General features: G+C 67.8%; 20 protein-coding genes and 2 pseudogenes (1 of these 22 cut by a window edge). 15 read left to right on the top strand and 7 right to left on the bottom strand.

Annotation, left to right across the window (positions count from 1 at the left end):
- Nucleotides 1–72: 72 nt before the first annotated feature.
- Nucleotides 73–229 (bottom strand): annotated as a pseudogene (locus HG421_RS21355) (RNA 2'-phosphotransferase); the annotation flags it as partial.
- A gap of 31 nt (nucleotides 230–260) precedes the next feature.
- Between HG421_RS21355 and HG421_RS21645 the strand changes: the two are divergent.
- A pseudogene (locus HG421_RS21645) lies at nucleotides 261–362 on the top strand (YdeI/OmpD-associated family protein); the annotation flags it as partial.
- Nucleotides 363–556: 194 nt separating this feature from the next.
- A complete protein-coding gene (locus HG421_RS18555; RefSeq protein WP_169707635.1) occupies nucleotides 557–1,918 on the top strand; it encodes an MFS transporter in 1,362 nt (453 codons plus the stop codon).
- A gap of 104 nt (nucleotides 1,919–2,022) precedes the next feature.
- Here the strand turns inward: HG421_RS18555 and HG421_RS18550 are convergent, their stop codons facing one another.
- The 5 genes from HG421_RS18550 to HG421_RS18530 all read right to left on the bottom strand — a co-directional run bounded on the left by HG421_RS18550 (nucleotide 2,023) and on the right by HG421_RS18530 (nucleotide 7,423).
- On the bottom strand, nucleotides 2,023–4,203 hold the full coding sequence (locus tag HG421_RS18550; protein WP_169707634.1) for an FUSC family protein: 2,181 nt from the start codon (nucleotides 4,201–4,203) through the stop codon (nucleotides 2,023–2,025).
- Nucleotides 4,200–5,642 (bottom strand): efflux transporter outer membrane subunit, encoded by a 1,443-nt coding sequence (locus HG421_RS18545; RefSeq protein WP_169707633.1) that lies wholly within the window; start codon nucleotides 5,640–5,642, stop codon nucleotides 4,200–4,202. Before HG421_RS18545 ends, HG421_RS18550 begins: the two co-directional genes overlap by 4 nt.
- Nucleotides 5,639–6,565, bottom strand: coding sequence for an efflux RND transporter periplasmic adaptor subunit (locus HG421_RS18540; protein WP_169707632.1), 927 nt, complete (start codon nucleotides 6,563–6,565; stop codon nucleotides 5,639–5,641). The genes HG421_RS18545 and HG421_RS18540 overlap by 4 nt, the downstream gene beginning before the upstream one ends.
- Nucleotides 6,562–6,771 (bottom strand): DUF1656 domain-containing protein, encoded by a 210-nt coding sequence (locus HG421_RS18535; protein WP_169708258.1) that lies wholly within the window; start codon nucleotides 6,769–6,771, stop codon nucleotides 6,562–6,564. Before HG421_RS18535 ends, HG421_RS18540 begins: the two co-directional genes overlap by 4 nt.
- 187 nt (nucleotides 6,772–6,958) lie before the next feature.
- Entirely contained in the window at nucleotides 6,959–7,423 is a 465-nt protein-coding gene (locus HG421_RS18530) for a MarR family winged helix-turn-helix transcriptional regulator (protein WP_169707631.1), read from the bottom strand.
- Between the two features lie 130 nt (nucleotides 7,424–7,553).
- Between HG421_RS18530 and folE the strand changes: the two genes are divergently transcribed.
- The 7 genes from folE (at nucleotide 7,554) to HG421_RS18495 (ending at nucleotide 16,855) form a co-directional block, all read left to right on the top strand.
- Complete coding sequence (folE, locus tag HG421_RS18525; RefSeq protein ID WP_039425851.1) at nucleotides 7,554–8,156, top strand: GTP cyclohydrolase I FolE; 603 nt, start codon at nucleotides 7,554–7,556, stop codon at nucleotides 8,154–8,156.
- Between the two features lie 70 nt (nucleotides 8,157–8,226).
- Nucleotides 8,227–9,426, top strand: a complete 1,200-nt coding sequence (locus tag HG421_RS18520) for an AAA family ATPase (RefSeq protein ID WP_169707630.1) — start codon at nucleotides 8,227–8,229, stop codon at nucleotides 9,424–9,426.
- A gap of 38 nt (nucleotides 9,427–9,464) precedes the next feature.
- Nucleotides 9,465–10,013: a DUF4276 family protein gene (locus HG421_RS18515; protein ID WP_248279412.1), complete on the top strand. Its 549-nt coding sequence runs from the start codon at nucleotides 9,465–9,467 to the stop codon at nucleotides 10,011–10,013.
- Complete coding sequence (locus HG421_RS18510) at nucleotides 10,010–11,479, top strand: DUF3375 domain-containing protein (protein WP_169707628.1); 1,470 nt, start codon at nucleotides 10,010–10,012, stop codon at nucleotides 11,477–11,479. Before HG421_RS18515 ends, HG421_RS18510 begins: the two co-directional genes overlap by 4 nt.
- On the top strand, nucleotides 11,466–12,200 hold the full coding sequence (locus tag HG421_RS18505; protein WP_169707627.1) for a DUF4194 domain-containing protein: 735 nt from the start codon (nucleotides 11,466–11,468) through the stop codon (nucleotides 12,198–12,200). The genes HG421_RS18510 and HG421_RS18505 overlap by 14 nt, the downstream gene beginning before the upstream one ends.
- 67 nt (nucleotides 12,201–12,267) lie before the next feature.
- Complete coding sequence (locus tag HG421_RS18500; protein WP_169707626.1) at nucleotides 12,268–15,657, top strand: ATP-binding protein; 3,390 nt, start codon at nucleotides 12,268–12,270, stop codon at nucleotides 15,655–15,657.
- Nucleotides 15,658–15,661: 4 nt separating this feature from the next.
- Nucleotides 15,662–16,855: a Wadjet anti-phage system protein JetD domain-containing protein gene (locus tag HG421_RS18495; RefSeq protein ID WP_248279411.1), complete on the top strand. Its 1,194-nt coding sequence runs from the start codon at nucleotides 15,662–15,664 to the stop codon at nucleotides 16,853–16,855.
- A gap of 206 nt (nucleotides 16,856–17,061) precedes the next feature.
- Here the strand turns inward: HG421_RS18495 and HG421_RS18490 are convergent, their stop codons facing one another.
- Complete coding sequence (locus HG421_RS18490; protein WP_169707625.1) at nucleotides 17,062–17,850, bottom strand: sulfite exporter TauE/SafE family protein; 789 nt, start codon at nucleotides 17,848–17,850, stop codon at nucleotides 17,062–17,064.
- 69 nt (nucleotides 17,851–17,919) lie between these two features.
- Here HG421_RS18490 and HG421_RS18485 point away from each other — a divergent pair, with 69 nt between their 5' ends.
- The 6 genes from HG421_RS18485 to bphP form a co-directional block, all read left to right on the top strand.
- On the top strand, nucleotides 17,920–18,309 hold the full coding sequence (locus HG421_RS18485; RefSeq protein WP_169707624.1) for a YchJ family protein: 390 nt from the start codon (nucleotides 17,920–17,922) through the stop codon (nucleotides 18,307–18,309).
- Between the two features lie 343 nt (nucleotides 18,310–18,652).
- Nucleotides 18,653–18,859 (top strand): hypothetical protein, encoded by a 207-nt coding sequence (locus HG421_RS18480; protein WP_169707623.1) that lies wholly within the window; start codon nucleotides 18,653–18,655, stop codon nucleotides 18,857–18,859.
- 261 nt (nucleotides 18,860–19,120) lie between these two features.
- Nucleotides 19,121–21,286: a lytic murein transglycosylase gene (locus tag HG421_RS18475; RefSeq protein ID WP_169708256.1), complete on the top strand. Its 2,166-nt coding sequence runs from the start codon at nucleotides 19,121–19,123 to the stop codon at nucleotides 21,284–21,286.
- 351 nt (nucleotides 21,287–21,637) lie between these two features.
- Nucleotides 21,638–22,903, top strand: coding sequence for a TCR/Tet family MFS transporter (locus tag HG421_RS18470; protein ID WP_169707622.1), 1,266 nt, complete (start codon nucleotides 21,638–21,640; stop codon nucleotides 22,901–22,903).
- 99 nt (nucleotides 22,904–23,002) lie between these two features.
- Nucleotides 23,003–23,596, top strand: a complete 594-nt coding sequence (locus HG421_RS18465; RefSeq protein WP_169707621.1) for a biliverdin-producing heme oxygenase — start codon at nucleotides 23,003–23,005, stop codon at nucleotides 23,594–23,596.
- Nucleotides 23,593–25,470, top strand: partial view of a bacteriophytochrome BphP gene (gene bphP, locus HG421_RS18460; protein WP_169707620.1) — the 5' portion only. Its footprint extends 27 nt past the window's final position; only the first 1,878 of its 1,905 coding nucleotides appear in the window; the start codon lies at nucleotides 23,593–23,595; its stop codon lies off the right edge, out of view. The genes HG421_RS18465 and bphP overlap by 4 nt, the downstream gene beginning before the upstream one ends.

Here is a 25,470-nt window from a genome sequence, read left to right as displayed (position 1 = left end):
GCTGCGCGGTTGCATGTCACCTGCCGGCTGGCGTCGGCATGCCAGGCGCAATCGATGTGGCTGACGCCATTGCTCCAGCACGTGCAGATAGCTGGGCGGCAAATGCGGCGTCAGCCAGACGCCGTTGTCTTGTCAGCCTGGAAAAGCCGAACCCGGCGCCATGCATCTGCAGGCTATGCACGCCGAGCACCACTGGCGTGCCATGGCGTGGCCCGTCGTCGGACAGCGTGAGGCGTTGCTTGTCGCTTTGCGCCACCATCGCCTGCGACATGCCGGCGTCCGGCAAGCGCCGTGCGTGCTGCTTCGATCGCTCCGGGATGTACATCACATCGCTGGCTGCGCCGACGCCAAAAGCGAGCTGAAGCGTTGCGCGCGGGCTGTTGGAGATCGCGGCGGAATGACGGCGATGCAGGCCGCACCTTGGCCGCTTCCAACCGCACGCTGCACATGGACTAGCGGCTTGCACGGCGCCTGCCTATGCGCCGAAATGCTTACATGCGTCACACAAGCGCGCACCTATACTCCGGGGCTGTCCCGCCGAAGAGGTTCTGCCCGCATGAGCGCACCCCCATCGTCTCCGATTGCCGCCGGTTCCGGGGCAGCGCCCGGCAGCCTTCGCCGCTCGGTGTCCAATACGCTCAAGGGGTCGGCCGGTAATCTGGTCGAGTGGTACGACGTCTATGTTTACTCAGTGTTCGCCACGTACTTCGAGTCGCAGTTCTTTTCCAAGGAAGACAAGAACGCCACCATGTTCGTGTGGGCGATCTTCGCGATGACCTTCCTGATGCGCCCGATCGGCGCGTGGTACTTCGGCCGCTTCGCCGACCGCTATGGCCGGCGCCTGGCGCTGACCATCTCGGTATCGATGATGGCGCTGTGTTCGTTCGTCATTGCCATCACGCCCACCGTGGCCACGATCGGTATCGCGGCGCCCATCATCCTGTTGCTGGCGCGCTTGCTGCAGGGCTTTGCCACCGGTGGCGAGTACGGCACCAGCGCAACCTATATGTCCGAAGCGGCGATCCCCGGACGGCGCGGGTTCCTGTCCTCGTTCCACTACGTCACCCTGGTGGGCGGCCATGTGCTGGCGCAGGCCGCCTTGCTGGTGATGCTGCATTTCTTCGACGCCTCGCAGGTGTCGGCATGGGGCTGGCGCGTGGCGTTTGGCCTGGGTGGGATCGGCGCGCTGGTGGTGTTCTGGCTGCGCCGGACCATGGACGAATCGCTGAGCTCCGAATCCATCGCCGATTCGCGCACCGGCAAGGCCAGGGCCTCGGGCTCGATGCGCGAGCTGTTCGTCAATCAGTGGCGTCCGCTGCTGCTGTGCTTCTTGATTACCGCCGGCGGCACCATCGCGTTCTACACCTACTCGGTGACCGGCCCGAAGATGATCCAGACCGCGTTCGCCGGTGGCGACGTGATGGCAGGCACCATCATCAATCTGGTGGCGTTGACGGTGCTGATGTTGATGCAGCCGGTGGGTGGCTGGTTGTCGGATATCGTCGGGCGCAAGACCTTGCTGGTGTTCTTCGGCATCGGCGGCGTGCTGTACACCTGGTTCCTGATCACCGAACTGCCCAAGCAGACCGACTGGCTGACCGCCTTTGCGATCCTCACCGTGGGCTTTGTGATCCTGACCGGCTACACCTCGATCAACGCGGTGGTGAAGGCAGAACTGTTTCCCACCCATGTGCGTGCGCTGGGCGTGGGCCTGGGCTACGCATTGGCCAACTCCGCGTTCGGCGGTACCGCGCCGCTGCTGTACCAGGCTTCGTTGAAGACCAACCATGTGAGCGAATTCGTGATCTACGCCACGGCGGTGATCGCGGTGTCGCTGGTGGTCTACATGTTCTTCCTGACCAACAAGGGCAGCAACTGGCTGGACGACGAAGCGGCGATGCATCAGCGCAAGCGCTGAGGCATCGCCCTTCTCCCGCCGGGAGAAGGTGCCCCGTAGGGGCGGATGAGGGTACGAGCGAAGCCTGGTGACATTGAATACGCAGGAGGCTTTGCCCCGTACCCTCACCCCAACCCCTCTCCCGAGGGGAGAGGGGCTGAAGCAGACGGCTCGTGCTTGATGTCTTCGCGTCGCTGTATTGTCTCTGCAAACAGGCTGTGACGCAGCCCGATCAACCCCAATAGCGCTTCATCGCGATACGTGCCCGCTGGCACCTTGTCCACACGCGTCAGCGATATATCCAGACGATCACGCAAAGAGTTGGGCCCCGGCAACGGCTGCTTGTGCGCCGCCTGCTGCCGATAATGCGCCGCAACCTCCGCCAGAATCGCGTCTACTGCATCCATGCTCGGCTGCGGCAACCCATGCCGCGCGCTGCGCAGTTGCAGGATGTTCAAGCCCACACGCACTTCGTTGAGCATGTCCACCGAGGCCAGCTCGCTGCCTTCCGGTGCCAGTGCCAGCCGCGGTGCGAGCAAGCCGAGCAGGTCCAGCATGCGCGCGGCAAACTGCTGCCGGTCCTGCGTGCCGCGGCCGTCGGCGGCGTCGGCCAGCGTGCGCCAGCCCTGGCGCACCAGCCGGCGCGCGCTCCATTCGGCACTCACCGAGCGAAACAGTCGCGTCAGCACCACGGCAAATCCAATGCCCAGGACCATCGCCACCGCTGCGTTGACGAAACTCTGGATGTTGGCGTTGTAGGTGTTCTGCAGGCTCAGCAACGCGGTGAGGTTCACCACCAGCGGCAGCGCGATCAGCATGGTGCCGGGGCGATGCAGCAGCGCGCCCAGGGGCAGGAACACCGCCGCCAGGACCAGCACCAGCATCGGGAAATCGTGGATGGCCGGGAAGATGCCGAACAGGTAGATGCCGGCGACCACGCTGGCGACCACGGCCCAGGTGAGGAACGACAGCATGCTGGGCGCCGGGTCGTCCTGGGCCGCGAAAAAGGCCGCCGTCACCGCCGCCATCATCGCGCCATTGCCGCCGCCTTCCCACCCGATACCGATCCACAGCACGCAGTAGGCCAGCAGCGCAAAGCCCGCGCTCAGCGCCGAGAACGCGGCCATGCCGAAGTCGATGTGCCGCGCGCTGGCAGGTAAGCCTGCATCTGCGGCCTGCGGCCGCGACATGCCAAGGCGCCGCACCAGCGACGGTTGCCTGCGCCAGCGCGCATCGGCATGGTCCTGCGCAGCTTCGACCGCTGCAGGCGGTCTTACCGACGCCTGTGGCGGCTGCGACCCAGTGCGCTGAAGTAAGGCCTGCTCCAGCGCGCGGCAGTCCTGCCAGAGGTCGAGCACTTCGTCCAGACGCAGCAGCAAGCTCGCCAGCAGCAGATGTTCGATGTCCTGATCGACCAACGGGCGCAGCGCGGCGATGCGGGCGCGCAGCGCGTCGACATCGGCATCGCTGCCCGCGTCTTCGCGCTGATCCACCCAGCCGGCAACATCGTCCAGCAGCGCCTTGAGTGCGGGCGGCGGCGCAGCCCCATCGCGCTGCAAGGCCTGCAGCTGGTCGGTGATCGACGACAGCACCGGCAACAACAGCAACATGCGCGCGCGCAGCTGCTCCATGGCCGGCACCGCACCGGCATGGCGCGGGTCGTCGTGACGGACGAAGGCGATCAAGGCATCGAACTGCACCAGGTCGGCTGCCAGCCGATTGCGCGGGGCGTGTGCGGGGCCGCGTTGCAGCACCTGCCGGCACCATTGCGCGGCATCCTGCATCCAGTTGCCGATGCGTGCATGGAGCATCGGCCGCACCGAGGCCGGGAACACCAGCGCAGCGAACAACACCGCCATCACCGTGCCCAGGAGGATCTCTTCGCTGCGGGCCACCACGGTGTCGAAGATGCCTTCGGGCGAGGTCACCGCCGGAAAGCCGATGAAGCCGGCGGTGTAGCCGGCCAGCAGGAAGGCATAGCCGCGCGGGCCGCGGTCGAGCAGTGCCAGGAACAGGCAGACCGACAGCCATAGCGCCATCGCCGCGCTCAGCAGCAGCGGCGTTTCCACCAGGTTCGGCAGCATCACCAAGGTGGCGGCGCCGGCCAGCACCGTGCCGAGCACGCGGTACACGCCCTTGGCGCGGGTGGGGCCGAGCAGTGGTTGCGAGACGATGTAGACCGTGGCCATGGCCCAGTACGGCCGCGACAGATTGCCGGCCAGCGCCACGTACAGCGCCGCGATCGAGGCGGCGAAGGTCTTGACCGAAAACAGCCAGGCCTGGCGATCGCGCAGCAGGGCGTTCATCGCGCCGCCGTGGCGGGAGTGCTTTGCCAGCCGCCCCCCAGGGCCAGGAACACCTGCAGCTGATCCTGCGATACCTGCGCCTGCGCATTGGCCAGGGTCATGTCGGCGGTGGCCAGGGTGCGTTCGGCATCCAGGCTGGACAGATACGGCGTGCGGCCACCCTGGTACAGGCGGCGGTTCTGCTCCGACGCCAGATCGGCCTGCTGCTGCGCCTGTTCGAGCAGGTGCAGCCGCTCCAGATCCTGCGCATAGCGCGACAATGCGGTCTGCACCTCGCGCAAGGCCTGCAGCACGGTGTGGTCGAACTGCGCCAGCGCCGCGTCGGCACCGGCTTCGGTGGCGCGCACGCGGGCATGCGCACCGGCCGAGGGCAGCGTCCAGGAGATCAGCGGGCCGAACGACCACGCGTGCGTGGCCGGCTCGCCGACGTCGGCCAGCAACCCGGTGGCGCCGATCGCACCGCCAAGGCGGATGTCCGGGTACAGCTCGGCGGTGGCCACGCCGATGCGCGCGGTGGCCGCGGCCAGCCGGCGTTCGGCCTGGCGCACATCCGGCCGGCGCGCCAGCAATGCGCGTCCGTCGCCAACGGGAATCGGCTGCTGCAACGCGGGCGGGTGGTCGCAGCCCTCCACGCCGGCCGGCAGCTCGCCGGGCGTCTTGCCGAGCAGCGCCGCCAATTGGTAACCGGCGGCCTGGCGGCGCGCGCGCAGCGGCGGCAGCGCAGCCTCCAGCATCGCCACCTGTGCGGTGGCGCGCGCCAGGTCGGGCGGTGTGCCGCGGCCGGCGGCGATCAGGCGCTGGGTAATGTCGCGGCTGCGCCGCTGCAGCTGCAGCGAATGCTCGGCCACGTGCAGCGCGTGGTTGGCGTGGCAGATCTCCACGTAGCTGCCGGCGACCTGCGCCGCCACCGTCACCCGCGCCAGATCGATGGCGGCCTGCGCCACCTGGGTGTCGGCCTGCGCAGCCTCGGCGCCGCGTTGCAGCTTGCCGAACAGATCGAACTGATACGACACGCCGAGCTTGCCGTCGGCCAGGTTGAACACCGGCAGCTTTTCTTCCTGCAGGAACGCTTCGGCCGAGACCTGCGCGCGGCTGACGCCTGCCTCCACCTCGTAATCGAATCCGCCGGCATCCAGGGCCTGTTCGTACACCGCCGCGGCGCGGCGCAGGTTGGCGGCGGCCACCTTCAGCTCGACGTTGTCGCGCAGGGCGTGTTCGATCAGGCCATCGAGCATCGGGTCCTGGTAGAGCGCCCACCAGCGTGCCGGCAGCGCAGCGCCGGGCTGCACCTGGGCATTGCCGGTATCCAGGAACGGCGCACTGGCCGCCGGGCGGTTGTAGGCGGCATCAGGTGGCAGTGCATAGTCGGGGCCCACCGTGCTGCATGCGGCCACGCTGGCGATGACGGCGCTCAGGCCGAGCAGGCGCAGGGCGTTCATGGCGCCGCCTTGGCCTGCGCCGGGGCAGGCGCTGCCATCGTCGGCCCGGTAGACGCCGCATCGGGCAGAATCGCCACCGTGGCGGTGCGCCCGGCGATCAGCTGCACGTGCGTGGGCACCTCATCGAGCGCAATGCGCACCGGGATGCGCTGCGCCAGCCGCACCCAGTCGAACGCGGGCGTGACGTTGGGCAAGGCGCCCGCATTGCCGCTGCGGTACCGGTCTTCGATACCGGCAGCGATACTTTGCACATGGCCGTGCAAGGTCACCGGCTCGCCCATCAGGTGCACGTCCACGCGCTGGCCGGCATGCACGCCGTGCAGGCGGGTTTCTTCGAAATAGCCATCGACACGGAACGAGCCGGTATCCAGCACCGCCACCACCGGGCGCCCGGTGCTGACGTAGTCGCCCACGCGCACGGTGCGGTCGCTGACATGGCCATCGGCCGGGCTGCGCACCTGCGTGCGGTCAAGATTGAGCTGGGCCAGATCCACCGCCGACTGCGCGGTGGCCACGGCGGCCTGCGCCTTTTGTACATTCGAGCGGCGCACCTCGGCATCTTCGGCGGCCACCAGGTCCTGCAGGCTGCGGTCACGCGCACTCTCGCGGCGCAGCTGGCTCAGCGTGGCCTGGCGCTCGGCCAGCGCGGCGCGTGCCTGTTCCAGCGCGATCGCATAGCGTGCGCGGTCCACCACGAACAGCAACTGCCCGCGCCGCACCGCCTGGTTGTCGGCCACCGCCACTTCCTCCACCAGCCCGGATACGTCCGGCGCCACCTGCACCACATCGGCGCCCACGTGCGCATCGCGCGTCCACGGCGCTTCCATGTAATAGCGCCACAGGTGCTGCAACACCAATGCGGCCACCACCACCATTGCCAGGGTCAGCAGCGCCGGCCCCGCGGTCTTGATCCACTTTTTCACGATTGCATCCAACGCATGAGAGAAAACAAACCACCCAACAGCGCGATGTACAGCGCCAGGTTGAACAGCGCCGGGTGCCAGATGTGGCGATACGCGCCGGCGCGGGTCAGCAGCGCAGCGAGCGCGCTGTTGAGCAGATAGGCCAGCGTCATCAACGCCAGCAGGGTGGGAACGAACACACCGTAGAGACTGAACTCGCCGTACATCGGGATTTCCTGCATATCAAAAGACACCACCACTACCCGGCAGCACCTGGGTGCGTGGCCCGGCACGCGCACCGCGCATGCCGAGCCACAGACCTGCTGCGTCGCCGCCGGGCCGGCGCGCAGGCGTCAGATGCGGCGGGTGCGCCGTGCCGTCCATGCCTGCCGGACAGCCGCGCCCGCCGCTTCGTCAGCCGCTCGGCTCGGGCTGGCCCAGCCGCGCATACGCCTGCGCGATCTGCTCCCACAGCGTCAGCACCACCTGCACCTGCGCCTCGCTGAGCGTGCCGAAGACCTCGGTCCGCAGCGCATCCAGCCGGGCCTCGATCTGCACCACCAGCGCCCGGCCCTCGTCGGTGAGCCATAACTGGTTGGCGCGGCGGTCACTGCTGTCGGCCTCGCGCCGGACCAGGCCCTGCGCGGCCAGCTTGTCCAGCAGCCGCACCAGCGACGGGCCTTCCATGCCCAGCTGCTGGGCCAGCGCCACCTGGCGGATGCCGCCGCCGGAGCGGCCAACCATCAGCAAGGGCCCGGTGCAGGCGCTGGACAGGCCGAAGCTCTCGAAGGCCTGGTCGGCCAGCCGCTGCCATTGCCGGGCAGCCACCAGCAGGCCGGAGCTGAGCTGGGCGCGGGAAGAAAGAAGTGTGTTCGTCATAATCGTTAGGATGCTATCAATTCAACAATGAATCAATAGTCACTGAACCCATGGCAGCGGCCGCAACCGCCACTGGGGCCGCCGGCCCGTCCTCGGGTACCATGCTCGCCCCCTTTGGGTGCACCTGCGCATGAGCCAGTCCGACCAGCCCGATTCCACCGTCACCCAGGCCCAGGCCGAAGACGCCGTGCGCACCCTGCTGCGCTGGGCCGGCGAAGACCCCAGCCGCGAAGGCCTGCTGGACACCCCGCGCCGGGTGGCCGAAGCCTATGGCGACTGGTTCAGCGGCTACCGCGAGGAACCGCGCGAATACCTGGAGCGCACCTTCGAGGAAGTGGCCGGCTACGACGAGTTGATCGTGCTGCGCGACATCTCCTACGAAAGCCATTGCGAACACCACATGGCGCCGATCATCGGCAAGGTGCACGTGGGCTACCTGCCGCGCGGCAAGGTGGTGGGCATCAGCAAGCTGGCCCGGGTGGTGGAAAGCTACGCGCGCCGCTTCCAGGTGCAGGAAAAGATGACCGCCCAGATCGCCCAGTGCATCCAGGACGTGCTGCAGCCGCGCGGTGTGGGCGTGGTGGTGGAAGGCGCGCACGAGTGCATGACCACCCGCGGCATCCACAAGCGCGGCGTCAGCATGGTGACCTCCAAGATGCTGGGCAGCTTCCGCGAAGACGCGCGCACCCGCGCCGAATTCCTGCAGTTCATCGAAGTGGGCGGCAAGCGTTGAGGCATATCGGTCCCGCTGGCTGGTAAATTGATCCCCTACGCGCTGGCGGGCGACCGTCCCAGGGAACCCCATGCAGATTGAATCGATCGACATCAAGAACTTCAGGCTGTTCCGTAACGCCAAGCTGGCCCATGTGCCCAGGCTCTGTGTACTGGTTGGAGCGAACGGAACCGGAAAGTCCACGCTGTTCGATGTGTTCTCCTTCCTCAAGGATGCGTTGTCCATGAATGTGGGCAAGGCGATCGCAAAACGCGGTGGTTACAAGGAGGTTGCAAGCAGAGGGTTTGCGCACGAGCCGATCGAATTCACCATGCAATTCCGTCTGGAGATCACCGGAAAAGAACGACTCGTGACCTATGTGCTGAAGATCGCACCGGGCACCGGCACGCGTGTGGGGATCGAGCGCGAAGTGCTGCGCTGCAAGCGCGGCAATTATGGCGCGCCGTACTCCCTTCTGGATTTTGCGCACGGCAAAGGCTACGCAATTACCAACGAAGAAGAATTTTTTTTTAAGAAGGACGAAGAGCTCACGCGCGAGGAGCAGGAGCTCGATGCCCCGGATATTCTTGCAATCAAAGGCCTGGGCCAGTTCGAGCGCTTCAAGGCGGCAAGCGCCTTTCGCCTGATGATCGAAAACTGGCACATCTCTGATTTCCACGTGTCAGAAGCCAGACCCAGTCAGGAAGAAGGCTTTGCTGAGCATTTGTCCACGCGCGGCGACAATCTGGCCCTGGTTGCCAATTTTCTCTACGAAAACCATCGCGAGCGTTTTGATCGTGTATTGCATGCGATGAATCGTCGCGTGCCTGGCGTTTCCGTGGTGCAACCGCAACAGACCCTGGACGGGCGATTGATCCTGCGGTTTCAGGATGGAAGTTTCAAAGATCCGTTCATCGCCAGGTACGTGTCCGATGGCACGATCAAGATGTTTGCCTATCTGGTTCTTCTTAACGACCCCAAGCCGTATCCATTGCTTGCAGTCGAGGAGCCGGAGAATCAGCTCTATCCCGAATTGTTGCCAGAGCTGGCGGAGGAATTCCGCGATTATGCCAGGCGTGGCGGGCAGGTCTTTATTTCCACCCATTCACCGGATTTCCTGAATGCACTGACGTTGGATGAAATCTATTGTCTGCGCAAGGAGAAGGGGTTTGCCACGATCACGCGTGCCAGCGACTCGGACAATCTTCGCGCACTCTATGACGCGGGCGACTTGCCTGGGTATCTGTGGAAGCAAGGTCTGTTCGAGGGTCTGAACCGGGATGTGGCCTGATGCAGGGGCGCCTGATCTTCCTGCTCGAAGAGCCCTCGATGAAAATCCTGCTGGACGGATTGTTGCCGCGTCTGTTCCCGGGATGGCAGGAGGGACGTGATTTTCAATGCGTGCCCCACGATGGCAAAAGCGATCTGGAACGTAGCTTGCGCACAAAGCTGAGAGCCTGGCGTGTGCCTGGAGATCGATTTGTCGTGGTTCGTGACAACGACAACGCAGATTGTCTGGTGCTGAAAGCCCGCCTGGTCCAGGTATGTGCAGACCTGGGACGATCAGACACATTGGTAAGGTTGGTGTGCCAAGAGCTGGAGAGCTGGTACATCGCTGACCTGAGCGCGCTGGCAAAAGCGTTCCCCGCCGATAAGCTCGATACTCCGGCACTGCGAAAGCGATTTGCCGAGCCGGATACTTGGAACAAGCCATCTGCAGAACTGGAGAGACTCATTCCGGAGTTTCAAAAGCGCAGTGGAGCACGACTCATGGCAGAAAGGTTGCGCGAAGAGGGTAATTGTTCGCCAAACTTTCATGCCTTCATCAATGGAGTTCGAGACATGGCGCTGGATCTCGGTTACCAGCCTCCGGCATGAAACATCTCGCCCGGATCGCCCGCTATCGCACCTTGCGTGAGAGCCCGTTGTGGAAACTGCTGGCTGCCGATCACGCGCCGGAAGTGATCGGCTTGCTGCAGTCGCTGTTGCTGGACGGTGAGCGTCTGCTCCCGGCAGCGGTCCTGCACGAACGCCTGCAGCGCATGCTCGACGAACTCAATGCCGAGCAGCTTGCACGCGATCTGCCGCGCACCGCCCAGGCCTATGTGGCGCACTGGCTGGCGCAGGGCTGGCTGGAGCGGCATCTGCCCGAGGGCGCGCAGCAGGAGCAGTTCGAGCTGTCCACCCAGGCCGCGCAGGCGATCCGCTTCGTCGATGGGCTGGAGCACAGCCGTGGCGCGGCAACCGAGAGCCGGCTGGCGTTGGTGATGCAGCAGCTGGCGCAGTTGGCCGCCTTGACCGAGACCAACCCGGATGCACGCCTGTCGGCGCTGCGCGACGAGCGCGACCGCATCGATGCGGAGATCGCGCGGGTGGCTGCCGGCAAGGTCGCCTCGCTGGATGGCAAGCGCGCGCTGGAACGCACCCGCCAGGTGATTGCGCTGGCCGATGAACTGACCGAGGACTTCCGCCGCGTGCGCGACGACTTCGAGCAGCTCAATCGGCAGTTTCGCGAACGCATCATCGACGACGAGGGCGAGCGCGGCGATGTGCTGACCCGGCTGTTCGAAGGGGTGGACGTGATCGGCGACAGTGACGCCGGACGCAGCTTCCAGGCGTTCTGGGCGCTGCTCAACGACGCCGAACAGAGCGCGCAGCTGGATGCGGCATTGGAGACCGTGCTGGGGCGTGCCTTCGCGCGCAAGCTGGACCGGCGCGAACGCAGCTTTCTGCGCGGGCTCACCGGCACCATGCTCGAGCGCGGCGGGCAGGTCCACGATGTGATGCAGCATTTCGCACGCAGCCTGCGTGGCTTCGTGCAGAGCCGCGGTTATCTGGAGCAGCGCCGGCTCAACCGCCTGCTCAAGCAGGCGCAGGCCGACGCGCTCAGCCTGCGCGACCACGTGCCGGCGCAGCGCTTGATCGGCCGCGATCTGATGCTCACGACCAGCCGGCTGCGCTCGCTGGCGCAGTGGCGCCTGCACGACCCGCGCCTGCAGCAGGTCGACGGCAACATCCAGCGTAACGAGGCGGCGGCCATTTCGCTGGACAGCGTGGGCGATCTGGTCGCGCAGTCGGAGATCGACTTCCGCAGCCTGCGCCGCGACCTGTTCGAGCTGCTCCAGACCCAGCCGCAGGTCTCCATCGCCCAAGCGCTGGACCAGCGCCACGCCGCCCAGGGGCTGGGCAGCGTCATCGGCTATCTGTCGCTTGGCACGCGCCACGGCGTGGTCGATGCCGAGCAGTTCGAACTGGCGCGCTGGCGCGGCAGCGATGGCCAATGGCGTCGCGCACGCATTCCGTTGATCTGGTTCACCCGGGAGAAACGCCATGAACTGGCCTGAGCACGACCACGACCACGCACATGATCCGGACCAAACCGAGACCGAGACCGAGTCCGACACCGAAACGACCGCGCAGCTCGACAGCAGCCCGACGCCGGGCAACGGCCTGTTTGTCGGCGACACCGGGCAGCTGCCGGTCGACGCGCGGCGCGTGTTGTGCCAGTTGCTCAGTGGGCCCAGCGTGGATGCGCAGCGGCATGGCCGCCTGTGGCCTGCGCTACTGCGTGGCGAGACGGCAATCCGCAGCGCCCTGGCCGAGCTGTTCCTGGAGCTGGTGCTCGATCGCGACGCCGGCATCGCCTTCACTCGCCAGGCCGACACCGGCGAGCTGGAGACGCCGGTGCTGCTGCGTTCCTCGCCGCTGACCTTCATCGACTCGGTGCTGCTGCTGCATCTGCGCCAGCAACTGGCCGATGCCGACGCGCGCGGCGTACGGGCGGTGGTGGAAGAGGCGGAGCTGAGCGATGCATTGGCCGTGTACGAAAAGAATCTGTCCACCGACCGCGCCGGCTTCCTGCGCCGGGTGGCCACGGCGGTGCAGAAAATGAAGGACAACCACGTGCTCACCCGGCTGCGCGGCGACGACGCGCGCTATGAAGTGTCGCCCGCGCTCAAGCTGTTGTTCTCGGCTGAGGATGTCGCAGCGCTGGGGCAGGTCTATCGCCAACTGCGCGAAGGCCCCGCCAACACCGACACCGACGCACCGACCGCGCGCGCCTAGCGCTGCCGGTGCCGTGTCGCGCCAGCACCCGCCTGCGCTTTTTTCTGCACATTCTGGACCGTAACCGATGACTTCCGCCGCCTCTTCCAGCCTGTTCGGCAACGACCTGCCCGACCCGCGCCTGCAGCAATTTCGCATGCGGCGGTTGCAGGTCTACAACTGGGGCACGTTTTCCGGCCTGACCGAAGTGCCGATCGCCGAACGCGGCTTTCTGTTCGTCGGCCGCTCCGGCTCGGGCAAATCCACCTTGCTGGACGCGATGTCGGCACTGCTCACCCCGCCCAGCATCGTCGACTTCAACGCCGCCGCGCGCGAGGCCGAGCGCAGTGGCCGCGATCGCAACCTGGTGTCGTACGTGCGCGGCGCCTGGGCCGACCAGCAGGACAGCGCCTCCGGCGAGATCGCCACGCAATACCTGCGCAAGGGCGCCACCTGGACCGCACTGGTGCTGGAATACCGCAACGGCGAAGACCGCGTGGTCAGCCTGGTGCGGCTGTTCTGGATTGCCGGCAGCAGCGCGGCCACCGGCGATGTCCGCAAGCACTACATGGTGGCCGAGCGCGCCTTCGACGTGGCCCGCGATCTGGCCGGCTTCGACCTGGATCTGCGCAAGCTCAAGCAGCGCCTGCAGGACGTGCACCACTTCGACAGTTTCGCCGGCTACGCCGAACGCTTCCGCCACCAGCTGGGCATCGGCAACGAGATGGCGCTGCGGCTGCTGCACAAGACCCAGTCGGCCAAGAACCTGGGCGATCTCAATGCCTTCCTGCGCGGCTTCATGCTGGAAGAACCCAAGACCTTCGATGCGGCCGAACGCCTGGTCGGCGACTTCGCCGAACTCGACGGCGCCCACCATGCGGTGGTGACCGCGCGGCGGCAGGTGGAGACCCTGCTGCCGGCGCGCGCGCACCACGCCGAGCTGCTGCAACTGCGCCGCCAGCGCAGCGAACTGGAAGAACTCAAACTCGGCATCGATGCCTATCGCGAACAGCGCCGGCTTGCGCTGCTGGATGCACGCCTGCAGGAACTGGACGTGCAGGACCGTGGACTGGCCGGCGAAGAAGGCCAGCGCCGCGCGGCCCTGGACAACCACACCCGCCATCTGGACGACCTGGAAGCACAGCGCCGCGCCCAGGGTGGCGAACGCATCGATGCACTGGAGCGCGAACAGGCCCAGCTGCAGGCCGAGCGTGACCGCCGCGCCGCCAAGCGTGCGCAGGCCGAGCAGGCCTGCCGCGCACTGGAGCAGGCACTGGCCGGCAGCGCGCACGGCTTTGCCGAACAGACCGCGCAGGCCCGCGCGGCGTTGGAAGACGGCCAGCGTCTGGCCGCCGACCGGGACGAGGCGATCAGCGCACGCATGGCCGCCAAGCACGAGGACAGCAAGCGCTTTGCCGAGGTGCGCGCCGAGATCGAGGCGCTGACCCGCACTCCTTCCAATATCCCCGCGCCGATGCAGAGCCTGCGCGCGCGCCTGAGCGCCGACACCGGCGTACCGGAGGCGGCGCTGCCGTTCGTTGGCGAACTGATCCAGGTGCGCGAGGACGCATCGGCCTGGCGCGGCGCCATCGAACGCGTGCTGCACGGGTTTGCGCAATCGTTGTTGGTGGACGAGCGGCATTACGCCGAGGTCGCCGACTGGGTCAACCGCACCCATCTGGGCACGCGGCTGGTGTATTACCGCGTGCGTGGCAACGAGCCGGCGTTGAGCGGGCGCGAACCCGGGGACGCCTCGCTGCTGCACAAGCTGCAACTGCGCGAGCATGCCTTTGCCGGCTGGCTGCGCCGCGAGCTGGGCAAGCGCTTCGATTACGACTGCGTGGACAGCGCCAAGGCCTTGCGCCATGCCGAGCGTGCCATCACCCGCGAAGGTCAGGTCAAGCATCCGGGCGAGCGCTACGAAAAGGACGACCGTCATGCCGTCGGCGACCGTCGTCGCTGGCTGCTGGGTTTCGACAACCGCGACAAGCTGGCGTTGTTCGAACGCGAAGGTCAGGAGCTGGCGCAACGCATCGCCGCCTGCGACGCCGAGGTGGCGGACCTGCGTGCGCAGCGCGAGCGCGACGGGACGCGCCGCCTGGCCCACAACACGCTGGTGAATCTGAGCTGGGAAGAAATCGATGTCGCCGCCTCGCTGCAGCGGTTGAGCCAGATCGCCGACACCCTGCAGCAACTGCGCGAAGGCGATGCCAACCTGCGCGCGCTGGGCGAGGCGATCGATCGCACCCGCGCCGACATCGCCCAGGCCACGCGCACCTATGAGGACGTACGCAAGGAGCGCATCACCCTGGGCGCCGAGCGCAGCCGGCTGGAAAAGCAGCAGCTCGAATGCGCCGACGCACACAGCCGCGTGGTCACCCCGCTGCAGCAGCAGGGCCTGGCCGAACGCCTGCTCAGCTTGGGCGAGCTGAGCCTGGACACCCTGCAGGAGCGCTTCCGTCATCTCGAACGCGGCCTGGATGCGCAGCTTGCGCTCAGCAAGGACGACCTTATGCGCCTTGAGCAACTGCTGCTCGGCTGCTTCCGCCGCTACTGCCAGCAATGGCCCGAAGACAGCGGCGACTTCACCGTCAGCGTCGGCAGCGCCGAGGATTTTCTCGCCCGCCTGCAGCGCCTGGAACGCGATGGCCTGCCGCAGCACGAGGCGCGCTTTTTCGATCTGCTGCAAAGCCAGAGCAAGAACAACCTGCTGGCCTTGCAACGGCATACCGCCGAGGCGCGCAAGTCCATCGCCCAGCGCCTGGACGAGGTCAATGCCAGCCTGGAGCAGGTGCCGTTCAATCACGGCACCTTGCTGACCATCGAATTGAGCGACCGCCGCCTGCCGGAGGTGATCGACTTCCATCAACGCCTGCGCGATGTGCTCGGCCACCACCAGACCGAACAGCGCGAGGTGGCCGAACAGCAATTTTCCGTGCTGCGCGAGCTGGTGGGCAAACTCGGCTCGCAGGAAGGCGAAGACAAGCGTTGGCGCGAGCTGGTGCTGGACGTGCGCCTGCATGTGGAATTCGTCGGCGTCGAACTGGACGCGGCCACGCGGCAACAGGTGGAGATCTATCGCAGCGGCGCCGGCAAGTCCGGCGGTCAGCGCCAGAAACTGGCCACCACCTGCCTGGCGGCGGCGCTGCGCTACCAGCTCGGCGGCGAAGACGGCGAACTGCCGCGCTACGCGGCCGTGGTGCTGGACGAAGCCTTCGACAAGGCCGATAACGAATTCACCGCGTTGGCGATGAACATCTTCGAGAATTTCGGTTTCCAGATGGTGGTGGCCACGCCGTTGAAATCGGTGATGACGCTGGAGCCGTTCATTGGCGGCGCCTGTTTCGTGGAGATCAGCGGTCGTCACGATTCAGGCGTGCTGCTGATCGAATACGACGAGCAATCGCGCCGGCTCAAGCTGCCCGAGCGCACCCGTCGCAGCGCAGCCGACACCGATGCGGTGACCGGGCAGGACTGAGCCGATGGCCCGTGCCCACTGCATGCTGCTCCCGCCCGCCGCGCTGCAGGCGCTGCGGGGGCAATGGCAGCGCCACCGTGGCGACTGGTTGATCGGCGCTGCCGCACCGCGGCCGATCGCACTGCATCCACCCACCCAGGCCCAGGCCAGTGCACGGTTCGATGCCTTCGGCGCATGGTTACGGGCCTGGCAGCGCGCCGGCTTGCCCGGGCGCGTGGAAACGCGGCAGGTGGCCTGGTCGCAGCTGGGCGCGCAACAGCTGCCGCAGGCCTGGATATGCGATACCCCCGCCGAGGCAGCGGCCGCGCTACAGGAACACGACCGTTGGCAGCGTGCCAGCGCGCGTTGCGCCAGCTTGTTGCGGCGTTGGCCGGAGGCCATCGGCCTGGCCGCGCGCTTGCGTCGCCAGTTCGATCTGCTGGCCGATGGCGCACCGGCCGAGATCGAGCGGATGGCCGATGTGGTCGACTGGCTGCACCATCACCGCGACAGTGGCCTGTTCCTGCGTCAGCTGCCCATCGCCGGCATCGACAGCAAATGGGTGCACGCCCATCGCGGCATCATCGCCGACTGGCTGGCCGGACTGCGTGGATTGGCTGAGCCGCGCAGCTTCGACAGCCTGTCCGGCTTGCGCAAGGCGCCCGACCGCGTACGCCTGCGCCTGCTCGACCCGGCGTTAAGCGCCCAGGTGGGCGGCGTGAGCGATCTGACCGTGCCGATCGACCAACTGGCCGCGCTGCGCTTGCCGATCGCGCGCGTGCTGATCGTCGAAAATCTCGATACCGGCCTGGCCTGCGAACCCCTGCCAGGGACTGCGGTGCTGATGGCGCGCGGTTATGCGGTCGATTACGTGCGCAGCGTTGGCTGGCTGCGCGCCATGCCGTTGTTCTATTGGGGCGACATCGACACCCATGGCCTGGCGATCCTGCACCGGCTGCGCACGCATGCCCCGCAGACCACGGCCGTGTTGATGGACGAAGCCACCCTGCGCGCCACCCCGCGCGCGCTGTGGGGTCACGAACCGCGGCAGCACCGTGCGCAACGCCTGGGAGCACTGACGGCCGACGAGCAGGTGTTCTACAGCAGCCTGCGCGATGGCCGCTTCGGCGCCGCACCCCGGCTGGAGCAGGAACGCATCGACTGGAGCTACGCCTGGCCGCGCGTGCAGGCTGCGCTGGCTGGGGCGACAGCGCGCTAACCGCTGCGCGGTACCGGCAGCGCACATGCGCAAGGAGTGGTGGCGGTGCGCACTCGATACCGGGGCTGATGTTGCCTGGATCCAGGCAGCGTGCGCGCGGCTGACCATGTGGCCAGCAATGGTCAGGCCATGGATGTCGCCCGCGACCGCACGGCAGATGTCCCAGCTCCCGATGCACAGGCGGCCTGTGCGGCAGCATCGGCCGCTCACTGCAGCAAATCCCACCCCATCTTGCCGATCAGCACCACCACCAGCACCAGGAACAACTGGCGGATCAGCGGCGTGCCGCCGCGTAGCGCCATCCGCGTGCCGGCCACCGCACCGGCCACGTTCGCCGCCGCCATCGGGATGCCCACCGCCAGCATCACCTGTCCGCTGGGCAGGAAGAACGCCAGCGCCGCCAGGTTGGTGGCCAGGTTCACCACCTTGGCCGCGGCCGAGGCGCGCAGGAAATCCAGCCCGAAGAAACGGATGAACAGGAAGATCAGAAAGCTGCCGGTGCCCGGGCCGAAGAAGCCGTCGTAGAACCCGATCGCCGCGCCCATCGCCAATGCAGTGAGCAGCTCGCGGCGGCCGATGCTGCGCGGCCGATGCAGCGCACCGAAATCCTTCTTGGCCAACGTGTAGACCAGCATCGCCACCAACAGCACCAGGATCACCGGCCGCACCGCCTGCCTGGGCATCAGGCTGACCGCGGTCGCCCCCAGACACGAAAACGTGAAGGCCGCCGAGGTGGCATACAGCACCGGCCGCCACGGGAAGCGCACCGTGCGCGCGTAGCGCCATGCCGACGCCGCCGTGCCGAACATCGCGCTGAACTTGTTGGTCCCCAGGATCAACGATGGCACCTGCTGCGGCAGTGTTGCGAACAGGCCCGGCAGCTGGATCAATCCGCCGCCGCCCACTGCCGCATCCACCAACCCGGCCACGAACGCAATGCACAGCAGCCAGGGCAGCTCGGTGGGAATCAGCTCCAGCAAGGCGACGCTCCGCATGACGGGGGCGACAGCATAGCCGCCGCGCAGCACTCCCCACTCCCCACTCCCATCCCGCACAATCCCCGCATGCCGACCTCCACACCCGCCGACCCCTGCCCCTGCGGTCGTCCCGCCGAGTACGCCCAGTGCTGCGGCCAGTACCACGCCGGCGCTGTCGCCCCCGATGCCGAAACCCTGATGCGTGCGCGCTACAGCGCCTATGTCCGCCGCGATGTGGCGTACCTGCTCGCCAGCTGGCATCCGTCCACGCGCCCACCCGAGCTGTCGCTGGACGAGGGCGGCCGCACCACCTGGCTCGGCCTGACCGTGCAACGCGCCATCGAGACCGGTACCGACACCGCCGAGGTGGCGTTCCTGGCCCGCTACCGCATCGGCGGCGGCAGCGCGGTGCGCATGACCGAACACAGCCGCTTCGTGCGCGAACACGGCCACTGGTACTACCTAGACGCCCGCTAGCTTGCCGCTCCCGCCATTGAGCGGCAGCGCGGATCGACAATCGCACAGCTCCATGCGCGTGCCGGTCTCCCCGCGGAAAAACCCGCCCAGCGCGCGGATGAGGCAGAAGCAGCCCGATCTTCCAAACGCCGCACACCCTCGGCCCACCGGCCCAAAACGCACCCACACGCTTCGCTGTCAGCGCCGCCGCTGCGGCTGGCAAGGACCAGACATCCCTCGCGCCGCATCCTGCCATCCATCCGACCAACGGCAGCTCGCGGCGGCATTTGTCGACACGGCGTTCGCAGCCGATCCGGGAAGCTTGCCGCGCCGGCGGAGCTCGCCGCGGGGTGGGATAGCGATCATGGCAACCTTCAATTTCTGGCAATGGGCGCTCGTGGCCGTGGTGGTGTTCGCGGTCGTGCTGCCGGCCGTGCTGGCAACCGCCATGGTCCGCTTCGGGCCGCGCCACGATGCCCCGCCACGCGCGCGCTCCCGCCGCGCTGCCGAGGGCAGCCCGTCCACCCCCGCGCTGTCGTTGCTGACCGGCATCACCGGCGACGGCAGTTGAGCCGGCGTCGCGCATGCAGTACGCGTGCAAGTGGGCAGCACGCGCGCCGCTGAGCCTGCGCATCACCACCACGGTATTGCCAACCACGCCACTGCCAGCCACGCACGCATCGGCGGCCAGGCCCAATGCACCCGCCGGGCCTGGGCAAGGCATCGCCCACCTGCACCCCGTACCCAGCCAGGTTGGCTATCCTCGGCGGCTCGATCTGCCGCAGGAGCGCTCCATCGCATGACCGCCGCCCACAATGCCGGCCACCGCGCCATGACGCCGTTCCGGCGCGCCTTGCCAGTCCTGCTTGGACTGGTGTCGCTGGCTGCCTGCGCCGATCCGGCGTTCGACCGCTGTCTGGCTGGCCTGCAGACCCAGGCCGCCGCCAAGGGCGTGGATGCCGCCAGTTTCCAGCGTTTCACCGCCGGCCTGGCGCCCGATCCCAGCGTGCTGCCGCTGCTGGACGCGCAACCGGAGTTCACCACCCCCATCTGGGACTACCTCGCCAGCCTGGTCGACAGCCAGCGCGTGGCCGACGGCCAGGCCATGCTGGTCACCCACCGCGAGCTGTTGACCCGGTTGTCCGAGCAGACCGGCGTGGACCCGGCCACCATCGTCGCGGTCTGGGGCGTGGAGAGCGACTATGGCCGGGTCACCGGCAAGCGCCCGCTGCTGGTGTCGCTGGCTACGCTGTCGTGCGCAGGCCGCCGCCAGCCATTCTTTCGTGGCGAATTTCTCGCCTTGCTCGGCCTGCTGCAGCAGGGCGACCTGGCGCCGGAGGGCTTGACCGGCTCCTGGGCCGGTGCGTTTGGGCAGACCCAGTTCATGCCCTCGACCTATGCGCGGATCGCGGTCGATGGGGATGGCGATGGCCACCGCGACCTGGTGGCCAGCATTGCCGATGCGCTGGCCTCCACCGCCAACTACCTGGTCAAGGCCGGCTGGGAGCGCGCCCGCCCGTGGGGCATGGAAGTACGCCTGCCGCCGGGCTTTGATGCCAGCAAGGCCGGCCGTACCCGCCGCCAGCCGTTGCAGGCCTGGCAAGCCGCCGGTCTGCTCGGCACCGATGGCAACAACGCCCTGGCGCCGGTCGGTCTGCCTGCAGACACCCCGGCCGCGCTGCTGCTGCCAGCCGGCGCCACCGGCCCGGCGTTCCTGGTATTCCGCAACTACGACGCGATCTACGCCTACAACGCCGCCGAAAGCTATGCGCTGTCGATCGCGCTGCTGGCCGACCGCCTGCGTGGCGGTCCCGGCCTGGTGGCCGCCTGGCCCACCGACGATCCCGGCCTGGGCCGCCCGGAACGGCGCGACCTGCAACAGTTGCTGCTCGCCCGTGGTCACCAGATCGGCGAGGCCGATGGCATGGTCGGCAGTGCCACCCGTCGCGCCATCCAGGTCGAGCAGACCCGCCTGGGCCTGCAGCCGGCCGACGGCCGCCCGGGCCAGCGCATCCTCACCGCCCTGCGCGCCGCGCCGCCGCTCACCGGCATGGCCGCCGTGCGCGGCACCGCCTTCAAACTGCCGGCCGCCTATCCCGCATTCGCCCAATCTCCCATCGTCCACAAGGCATCCCCCATGTCCGACACCACCGGCCTGACCACAGGCGACTTCCATGGCTTCCCCTCGCTGCTGATCGACACCCCGTTCTCCACCGCTGCCATCAGCCTGTTCGGCGGGCAGTTGCTCTCGTTCGTGCCCAAGGGCGGGCAGGACGTACTGTGGCTGTCGCCGCTCGCCAAGCAGCCGCCCACCCCGATCCGCGGCGGCGCGCCGGTGTGCTGGCCGTACTTCGGCCGCCAGGACCAGACCGGCGAGGTGCCCGCGCACGGCTTCGTGCGCACCGTGCCGTGGCAGCTCACCGAGAGCTACCGCCAAGCCGATGGCACCGTGGTGCTCACCCTGACCCCGCCGGCCTTCGACGACCTGGCGTTGCGCCTGCGCATGACGCTGCGGATCGGTCGCACCCTGGAGCAGCGCCTGATCACCGAGAACACCAGCACCGCCCCGGTGCGCTTCACCCAGGCACTGCACAACTATTTCCGGGTTGGCGATGCCCTGAAGGTCAGCGTGCAGGGCCTGGACGGCCTGGACTACCTGGACAAGTACGAGAACTACGCCACCGCCCATCGCCAGCAAGGCGACTGGAGCCTGCGCGACCCGCGCGATCCCGGCCGCAGCGACCGCATCTACGTCGACGCCGCCGGCCGCTACACGCTCACCGACCCGGTCCTCGGCCGTCGCATCGTCATCGCCACCGAGGGCAGCCGCTCGCTGGTGGCCTGGAATCCGGGCGAAGAGGCCGGCACGAAGATGGCCGACGTGGGCGAGGGCTGGCGCGACTACGTCTGCCTGGAAGCCGCCAACGCCGGCCCGGACGTGATCGAACTGGCCCCCGGCGCCAGCCATACCCTGAGCCAGACCATCAGCGTCGAGTAACCGATCACCGGCACTAGGCCACTGCCTTCTCCCGCCCGCGGGAGAAGGTGCCAGTGCCTGCAGCGGCCAACACCGGCCGGCCGTGATCGACAGGCCGCTCCCTTCGCCCGCCCGCGGGAGAAGGTGCCAATGCCTGCGGCGGCCAACGCCGGCCGGCCGTGATCGACCGGCCGCTCCCTTCTCCCGCCCGCGGGAGAAGGTGCCCGAAGGGCGGATGAGGGCCGGCGGTCAACCCAGGCACTGCGCATCAGACGCCAGGCTGCGCGGGGCCACGCAGCTCAATCGATGCACCGTCGGTTTCTGCCCTCCCTCTGCCGCTACACTGCCGGCCTCACCACCCCGGGCCGCGCGATGTCCCTCCCACCCGATTCCGCTCCCGCCCCGGGCCAGCGCCGCGCCGCACTGATCTTCATCTTCATCACCGTGCTGATCGACGTGCTCTCGTTCGGCGTGATCATTCCGGTGCTGCCGGACCTGATACGCCACTTCACCGGCGGCGATTACGTGCAGGCCGCCGGCTGGATCGGCTGGTTCGGCTTCCTGTTCGCCGCCATCCAGTTCGTCTGCTCGCCGCTGCAGGGCGCGCTGTCGGACCGCTACGGCCGCCGCCCGGTGATCCTGCTGTCGTGCCTGGGCTTGGGGCTGGACTTCATCCTGATGGCCATCGCCCACAGCTTGCCGATGCTGCTGCTGGCGCGGGTGATTTCCGGCATGTGCTCGGCCAGCTTTTCCACCGCCAACGCCTACATCGCCGACGTCACCCCGGCCGACAAGCGCGCCGGGGCGTTCGGCATGCTGGGTGCTGCCTTCGGTATCGGTTTTGTCGCCGGCCCGCTGATCGGTGGCTGGCTGGGCAGCATCGGCCTGCGCTGGCCGTTCTGGTTTGCCGCAGGATTGGCCCTGTTGAACGTGCTGTACGGCTGGTTCGTGCTGCCCGAATCGTTGCCTGCCCAACGCCGCACGACGCGCCTGGAGTGGTCGCACGCCAACCCGCTCGGCGCGCTCAGGCTGCTGCGCCGCTACCCGCAGGTATTCGGCCTGGCCGCGGTGGTGTTCCTGGCCAACCTGGCGCACTACGTCTACCCCAGCATCTTCGTGCTGTTCGCCGGCTACCAATACCACTGGGGCCCGCGCGAAGTGAGCTGGGTGCTGGCCGGGGTGGGGGTCTGCAGCATCATCGTCAATGCCGTGCTGGTCGGCCGGCTGGTGCGCTGGCTGGGCGAGCGCCGCGCCCTGCTGCTGGGGCTGGGCTGCGGGGTGGTCGGGTTTGTCATCTACGGCCTTGCCGACAGCGGCCGCATGTTCCTGGTCGGGGTGCCGATCAGCGCGCTCTGGGCCATCGCCAGCCCGGCGGCGCAGGCCTTGATCACCCGCGATGTCGGTGCCGATGCGCAGGGCCGCGTGCAGGGCGCGCTGACCAGCCTGGTCAGCCTGGCCGGCATTGCCGGTCCGCTGCTGTTCGCCAACGTGTTCGCCTGGTTCATCGGTCGTGGCGCACCGCTGCATCTGCCCGGCGCGCCGTGGCTGCTGGCGGGCGTGCTGCTCGCCGCCGGCTGGCTGATGGCGTGGGCGAGGGCAGGGCGCAGCCGTGGCCTGGCTACTGCCACCGGCGGCTGATGCCAACGCATTCATCTGACGCTCGCGTCCGCTTTTTCTGATTCGTGCCGGCACTGCTAGGCTGGTGTCTTCCGTGCCCCGGCGCCGCCTCGACTTCCTATGCGTTCCGACACCCTGGCCGTTCCCACCTCGGCCGCGCGCGCGCTGCGCCATGCCACCCAGGACACGCATCGCCTGGTCGAAGCGGTCCCGCTGATGCAGGCGCTTGGGCACGGGCAGGTCGATCGCACCGGCTATGCGCTGATCCTGCGCCGGCACCATGCCTTGCTGGCCGGTTTCGAAGAGCGCTTCGGCGACTGGCTGGGCACCCTGGTCGGCAACGGCTGGCACTACCGTCGCCGGGTTCCCGCCTTGCGCGCGGATCTGCGCACGCTCGATCAACTGCCGGATGCACCGCTTGCCCCACCGGCCGGCACCGACGCCGCCGCGCGCTGGGGCATGTTGTATGTGATCGAAGGCGCGCAGCTGGGCGGGCGGGTGATTGCCCGTGGCCTGCGCCGCCAGCAACCTGCATTGGCCGACGCGTTGCAGTATTTCGAGCTGGCCGACGAAGACCCCGCCGGCTGGCGCCGTTTCCAGGCCGTGCTCGATCACTGCCTGGACACTCCCCGCGCACGCGCTGCCGCCATCGATGGCGCGCAGGCCATGTTCGCCCACTTCCACAGCTGTCTTGCAGCGGAGCCGCACGCGTGACCCAGACCACCGAACCCCTGGACATGGATGTGTGCGCGCGCGAGCCGATCCACATCCCCGGCCTGATCCAGCCCTATGGTGTGCTGCTGGTGATCGAACCGGACGATGGCCGCATCGTGCAGGCCAGCAGCACCGCCGCCGATCTGCTCGGCGTGCCGCAGGAGTCGCTGCTGGGCATGCCCTACACCCAGGTGCTGGAGATCCCCGAGACGCAGCCCTTCGCGGTGGACGAGCAGGCCCAGCATCTGCTGCATGCCGAGGCGCGCTTTCCCGCGCGTGCCACCCCGCCCGATCACCCCTGGGTGGCCGCCTGGCATCTGTATCCGGAGCAATGGCTGGTCGAGATCGAGCCGCGCGACGCGCGCCTGATGGATGTCACCCTGCGCGAAGCCTTGCCGCTGTTGCGCAGCATCGAGCGCGATGTGGGCATCGACGAGGCCGCCGTGCGCGCGGCCAAGGGCCTGCGCAGCATGATCGGCTTCGACCGGGTCATGGTGTACCGCTTCGACGAAGAGTGGAACGGCGATGTCATCGCCGAAGCCCGCCAGCCCGAGCTGGAGGCCTACCTGGGCCTGCATTACCCGGCCAGCGACATCCCCGCGCAGGCACGCGCGCTGTACCTGCGCAACCGCGTACGCCAGATCGCCGATGTGCGGTATCGGCCCTCGCCGATCCAGCCCACCCTGCATCCGCGCCTGGGCACCCCGGTGGACCTGAGCGATGTCAGCCTGCGCAGCGTCTCGCCGGTGCATCTGGAATACCTGGCCAACATGGGCGTCAGCGCCACGTTGGTGTCGTCGATCGTCGTCAACGACGCGCTGTGGGGGCTGATTTCCTGCCACCACTACAGCCCGCACTTCACCAGCCACGCCATGCGCGATGCCACCGATGCGGTGACCCGCGCGCTGGCCGGGCGCATCGGCGCGCTGCAGGCGGTGGGGCGGGCGCGGCTGGAGTCGGTGCTGCTCACCATCCGCGAAAAACTGATCACCGACTTCAACGACGCCGAGCACCTGACCGTGGACATGCTCGCCGACATGGCCCCTGACCTGATGGACGTGGTCGACGCCGATGGCGTGGCGATCTTCCATGGCAACGACATCAGCCGTCATGGCAGCGTGCCGGATGCAGAGGCGTTGCGTCGCATCCGCGACCACATCGAATCCGAACACCACGACGCCCTGCGCGAGGATGCGGTCGGCGCCCTGCATGTGGACGCCATCGGCGAGGTGTTCCCGGAGCTGGCCGACCTCGCCCCGCTGGCAGCCGGTTTCATCTTCGTGCCGCTGATGCCGCAATCGCGCAGCGCCCTGTTGTGGACGCGCCGCGAGCAGGTGCAGCAGGTCAAATGGGCCGGCAACCCGCAGCTGGCCAAGCTGCAGGACATCCCCAACTCGCGGCTGTCGCCACGCAAGAGTTTCGATCTGTGGCAGCAGACCGTACGCGGCCGCGCACGGCGCTGGTCGCCGCTGCATCTGGAATCGGCGCGCAGCCTGCGGGTGCTGATCGAACTGATGGAACGCAAGCGCTTCCAGCAGGACTTCACCCTGCTCGAAGCCTCGCTGTCGCGGCTACGCGACGGCGTGGCCATCATCGAGCGTGGCGCCAACGCCGCTGCGCACCGGCTGATGTTCGTCAACCCGGCGTTCGCCGATCTGAGCCAGACAGAAGTGGCCGAGTTGATCGGTTGCGACATCCTCGCCCTGCTGGCCGACGATGCCGCCAAGGCCAAGGTCGAACTGCTCGACGAGGCGCTGCGGCTGGGGCGCGCCGCCTACGTCACCTTGCCGCTGCGCACCCATGACGGCTCGCCGGTGTATCGTCAGTTCCATCTCGAACCCTTGCCCAGCCCCAGCGGCGTCACCGCGCACTGG

It is taken from the genome of Xanthomonas campestris pv. badrii (assembly GCF_012848175.1).
Lineage (GTDB): Bacteria > Pseudomonadota > Gammaproteobacteria > Xanthomonadales > Xanthomonadaceae > Xanthomonas > Xanthomonas campestris_C.
Note: the sequence above shows the minus strand (reverse complement) of the source record. Positions and strands in the feature narration are given on the sequence as shown.

Coding starts and splice junctions, on each gene's coding strand:
- HG421_RS18510 (WP_169707628.1), top strand. CDS start 10,010: ATGAAACATCTCGCCCGGATCGCCCGCTATCGCACCTTGCGTGAGAGC.
- HG421_RS18500 (WP_169707626.1), top strand. CDS start 12,268: ATGACTTCCGCCGCCTCTTCCAGCCTGTTCGGCAACGACCTGCCCGAC.
- HG421_RS18470 (WP_169707622.1), top strand. CDS start 21,638: ATGTCCCTCCCACCCGATTCCGCTCCCGCCCCGGGCCAGCGCCGCGCC.
- HG421_RS18550 (WP_169707634.1), bottom strand. CDS start 4,203: ATGAACGCCCTGCTGCGCGATCGCCAGGCCTGGCTGTTTTCGGTCAAG.
- HG421_RS18505 (WP_169707627.1), top strand. CDS start 11,466: ATGAACTGGCCTGAGCACGACCACGACCACGCACATGATCCGGACCAA.
- folE (WP_039425851.1), top strand. CDS start 7,554: ATGAGCCAGTCCGACCAGCCCGATTCCACCGTCACCCAGGCCCAGGCC.
- HG421_RS18480 (WP_169707623.1), top strand. CDS start 18,653: ATGGCAACCTTCAATTTCTGGCAATGGGCGCTCGTGGCCGTGGTGGTG.
- HG421_RS18475 (WP_169708256.1), top strand. CDS start 19,121: ATGACGCCGTTCCGGCGCGCCTTGCCAGTCCTGCTTGGACTGGTGTCG.
- HG421_RS18495 (WP_248279411.1), top strand. CDS start 15,662: ATGGCCCGTGCCCACTGCATGCTGCTCCCGCCCGCCGCGCTGCAGGCG.
- HG421_RS18515 (WP_248279412.1), top strand. CDS start 9,465: ATGAAAATCCTGCTGGACGGATTGTTGCCGCGTCTGTTCCCGGGATGG.
- HG421_RS18545 (WP_169707633.1), bottom strand. CDS start 5,642: ATGAACGCCCTGCGCCTGCTCGGCCTGAGCGCCGTCATCGCCAGCGTG.
- HG421_RS18465 (WP_169707621.1), top strand. CDS start 23,003: ATGCGTTCCGACACCCTGGCCGTTCCCACCTCGGCCGCGCGCGCGCTG.
- HG421_RS18555 (WP_169707635.1), top strand. CDS start 557: ATGAGCGCACCCCCATCGTCTCCGATTGCCGCCGGTTCCGGGGCAGCG.
- HG421_RS18530 (WP_169707631.1), bottom strand. CDS start 7,423: ATGACGAACACACTTCTTTCTTCCCGCGCCCAGCTCAGCTCCGGCCTG.
- HG421_RS18485 (WP_169707624.1), top strand. CDS start 17,920: ATGCCGACCTCCACACCCGCCGACCCCTGCCCCTGCGGTCGTCCCGCC.
- HG421_RS18535 (WP_169708258.1), bottom strand. CDS start 6,771: ATGTACGGCGAGTTCAGTCTCTACGGTGTGTTCGTTCCCACCCTGCTG.
- HG421_RS18520 (WP_169707630.1), top strand. CDS start 8,227: ATGCAGATTGAATCGATCGACATCAAGAACTTCAGGCTGTTCCGTAAC.
- HG421_RS18490 (WP_169707625.1), bottom strand. CDS start 17,850: ATGCGGAGCGTCGCCTTGCTGGAGCTGATTCCCACCGAGCTGCCCTGG.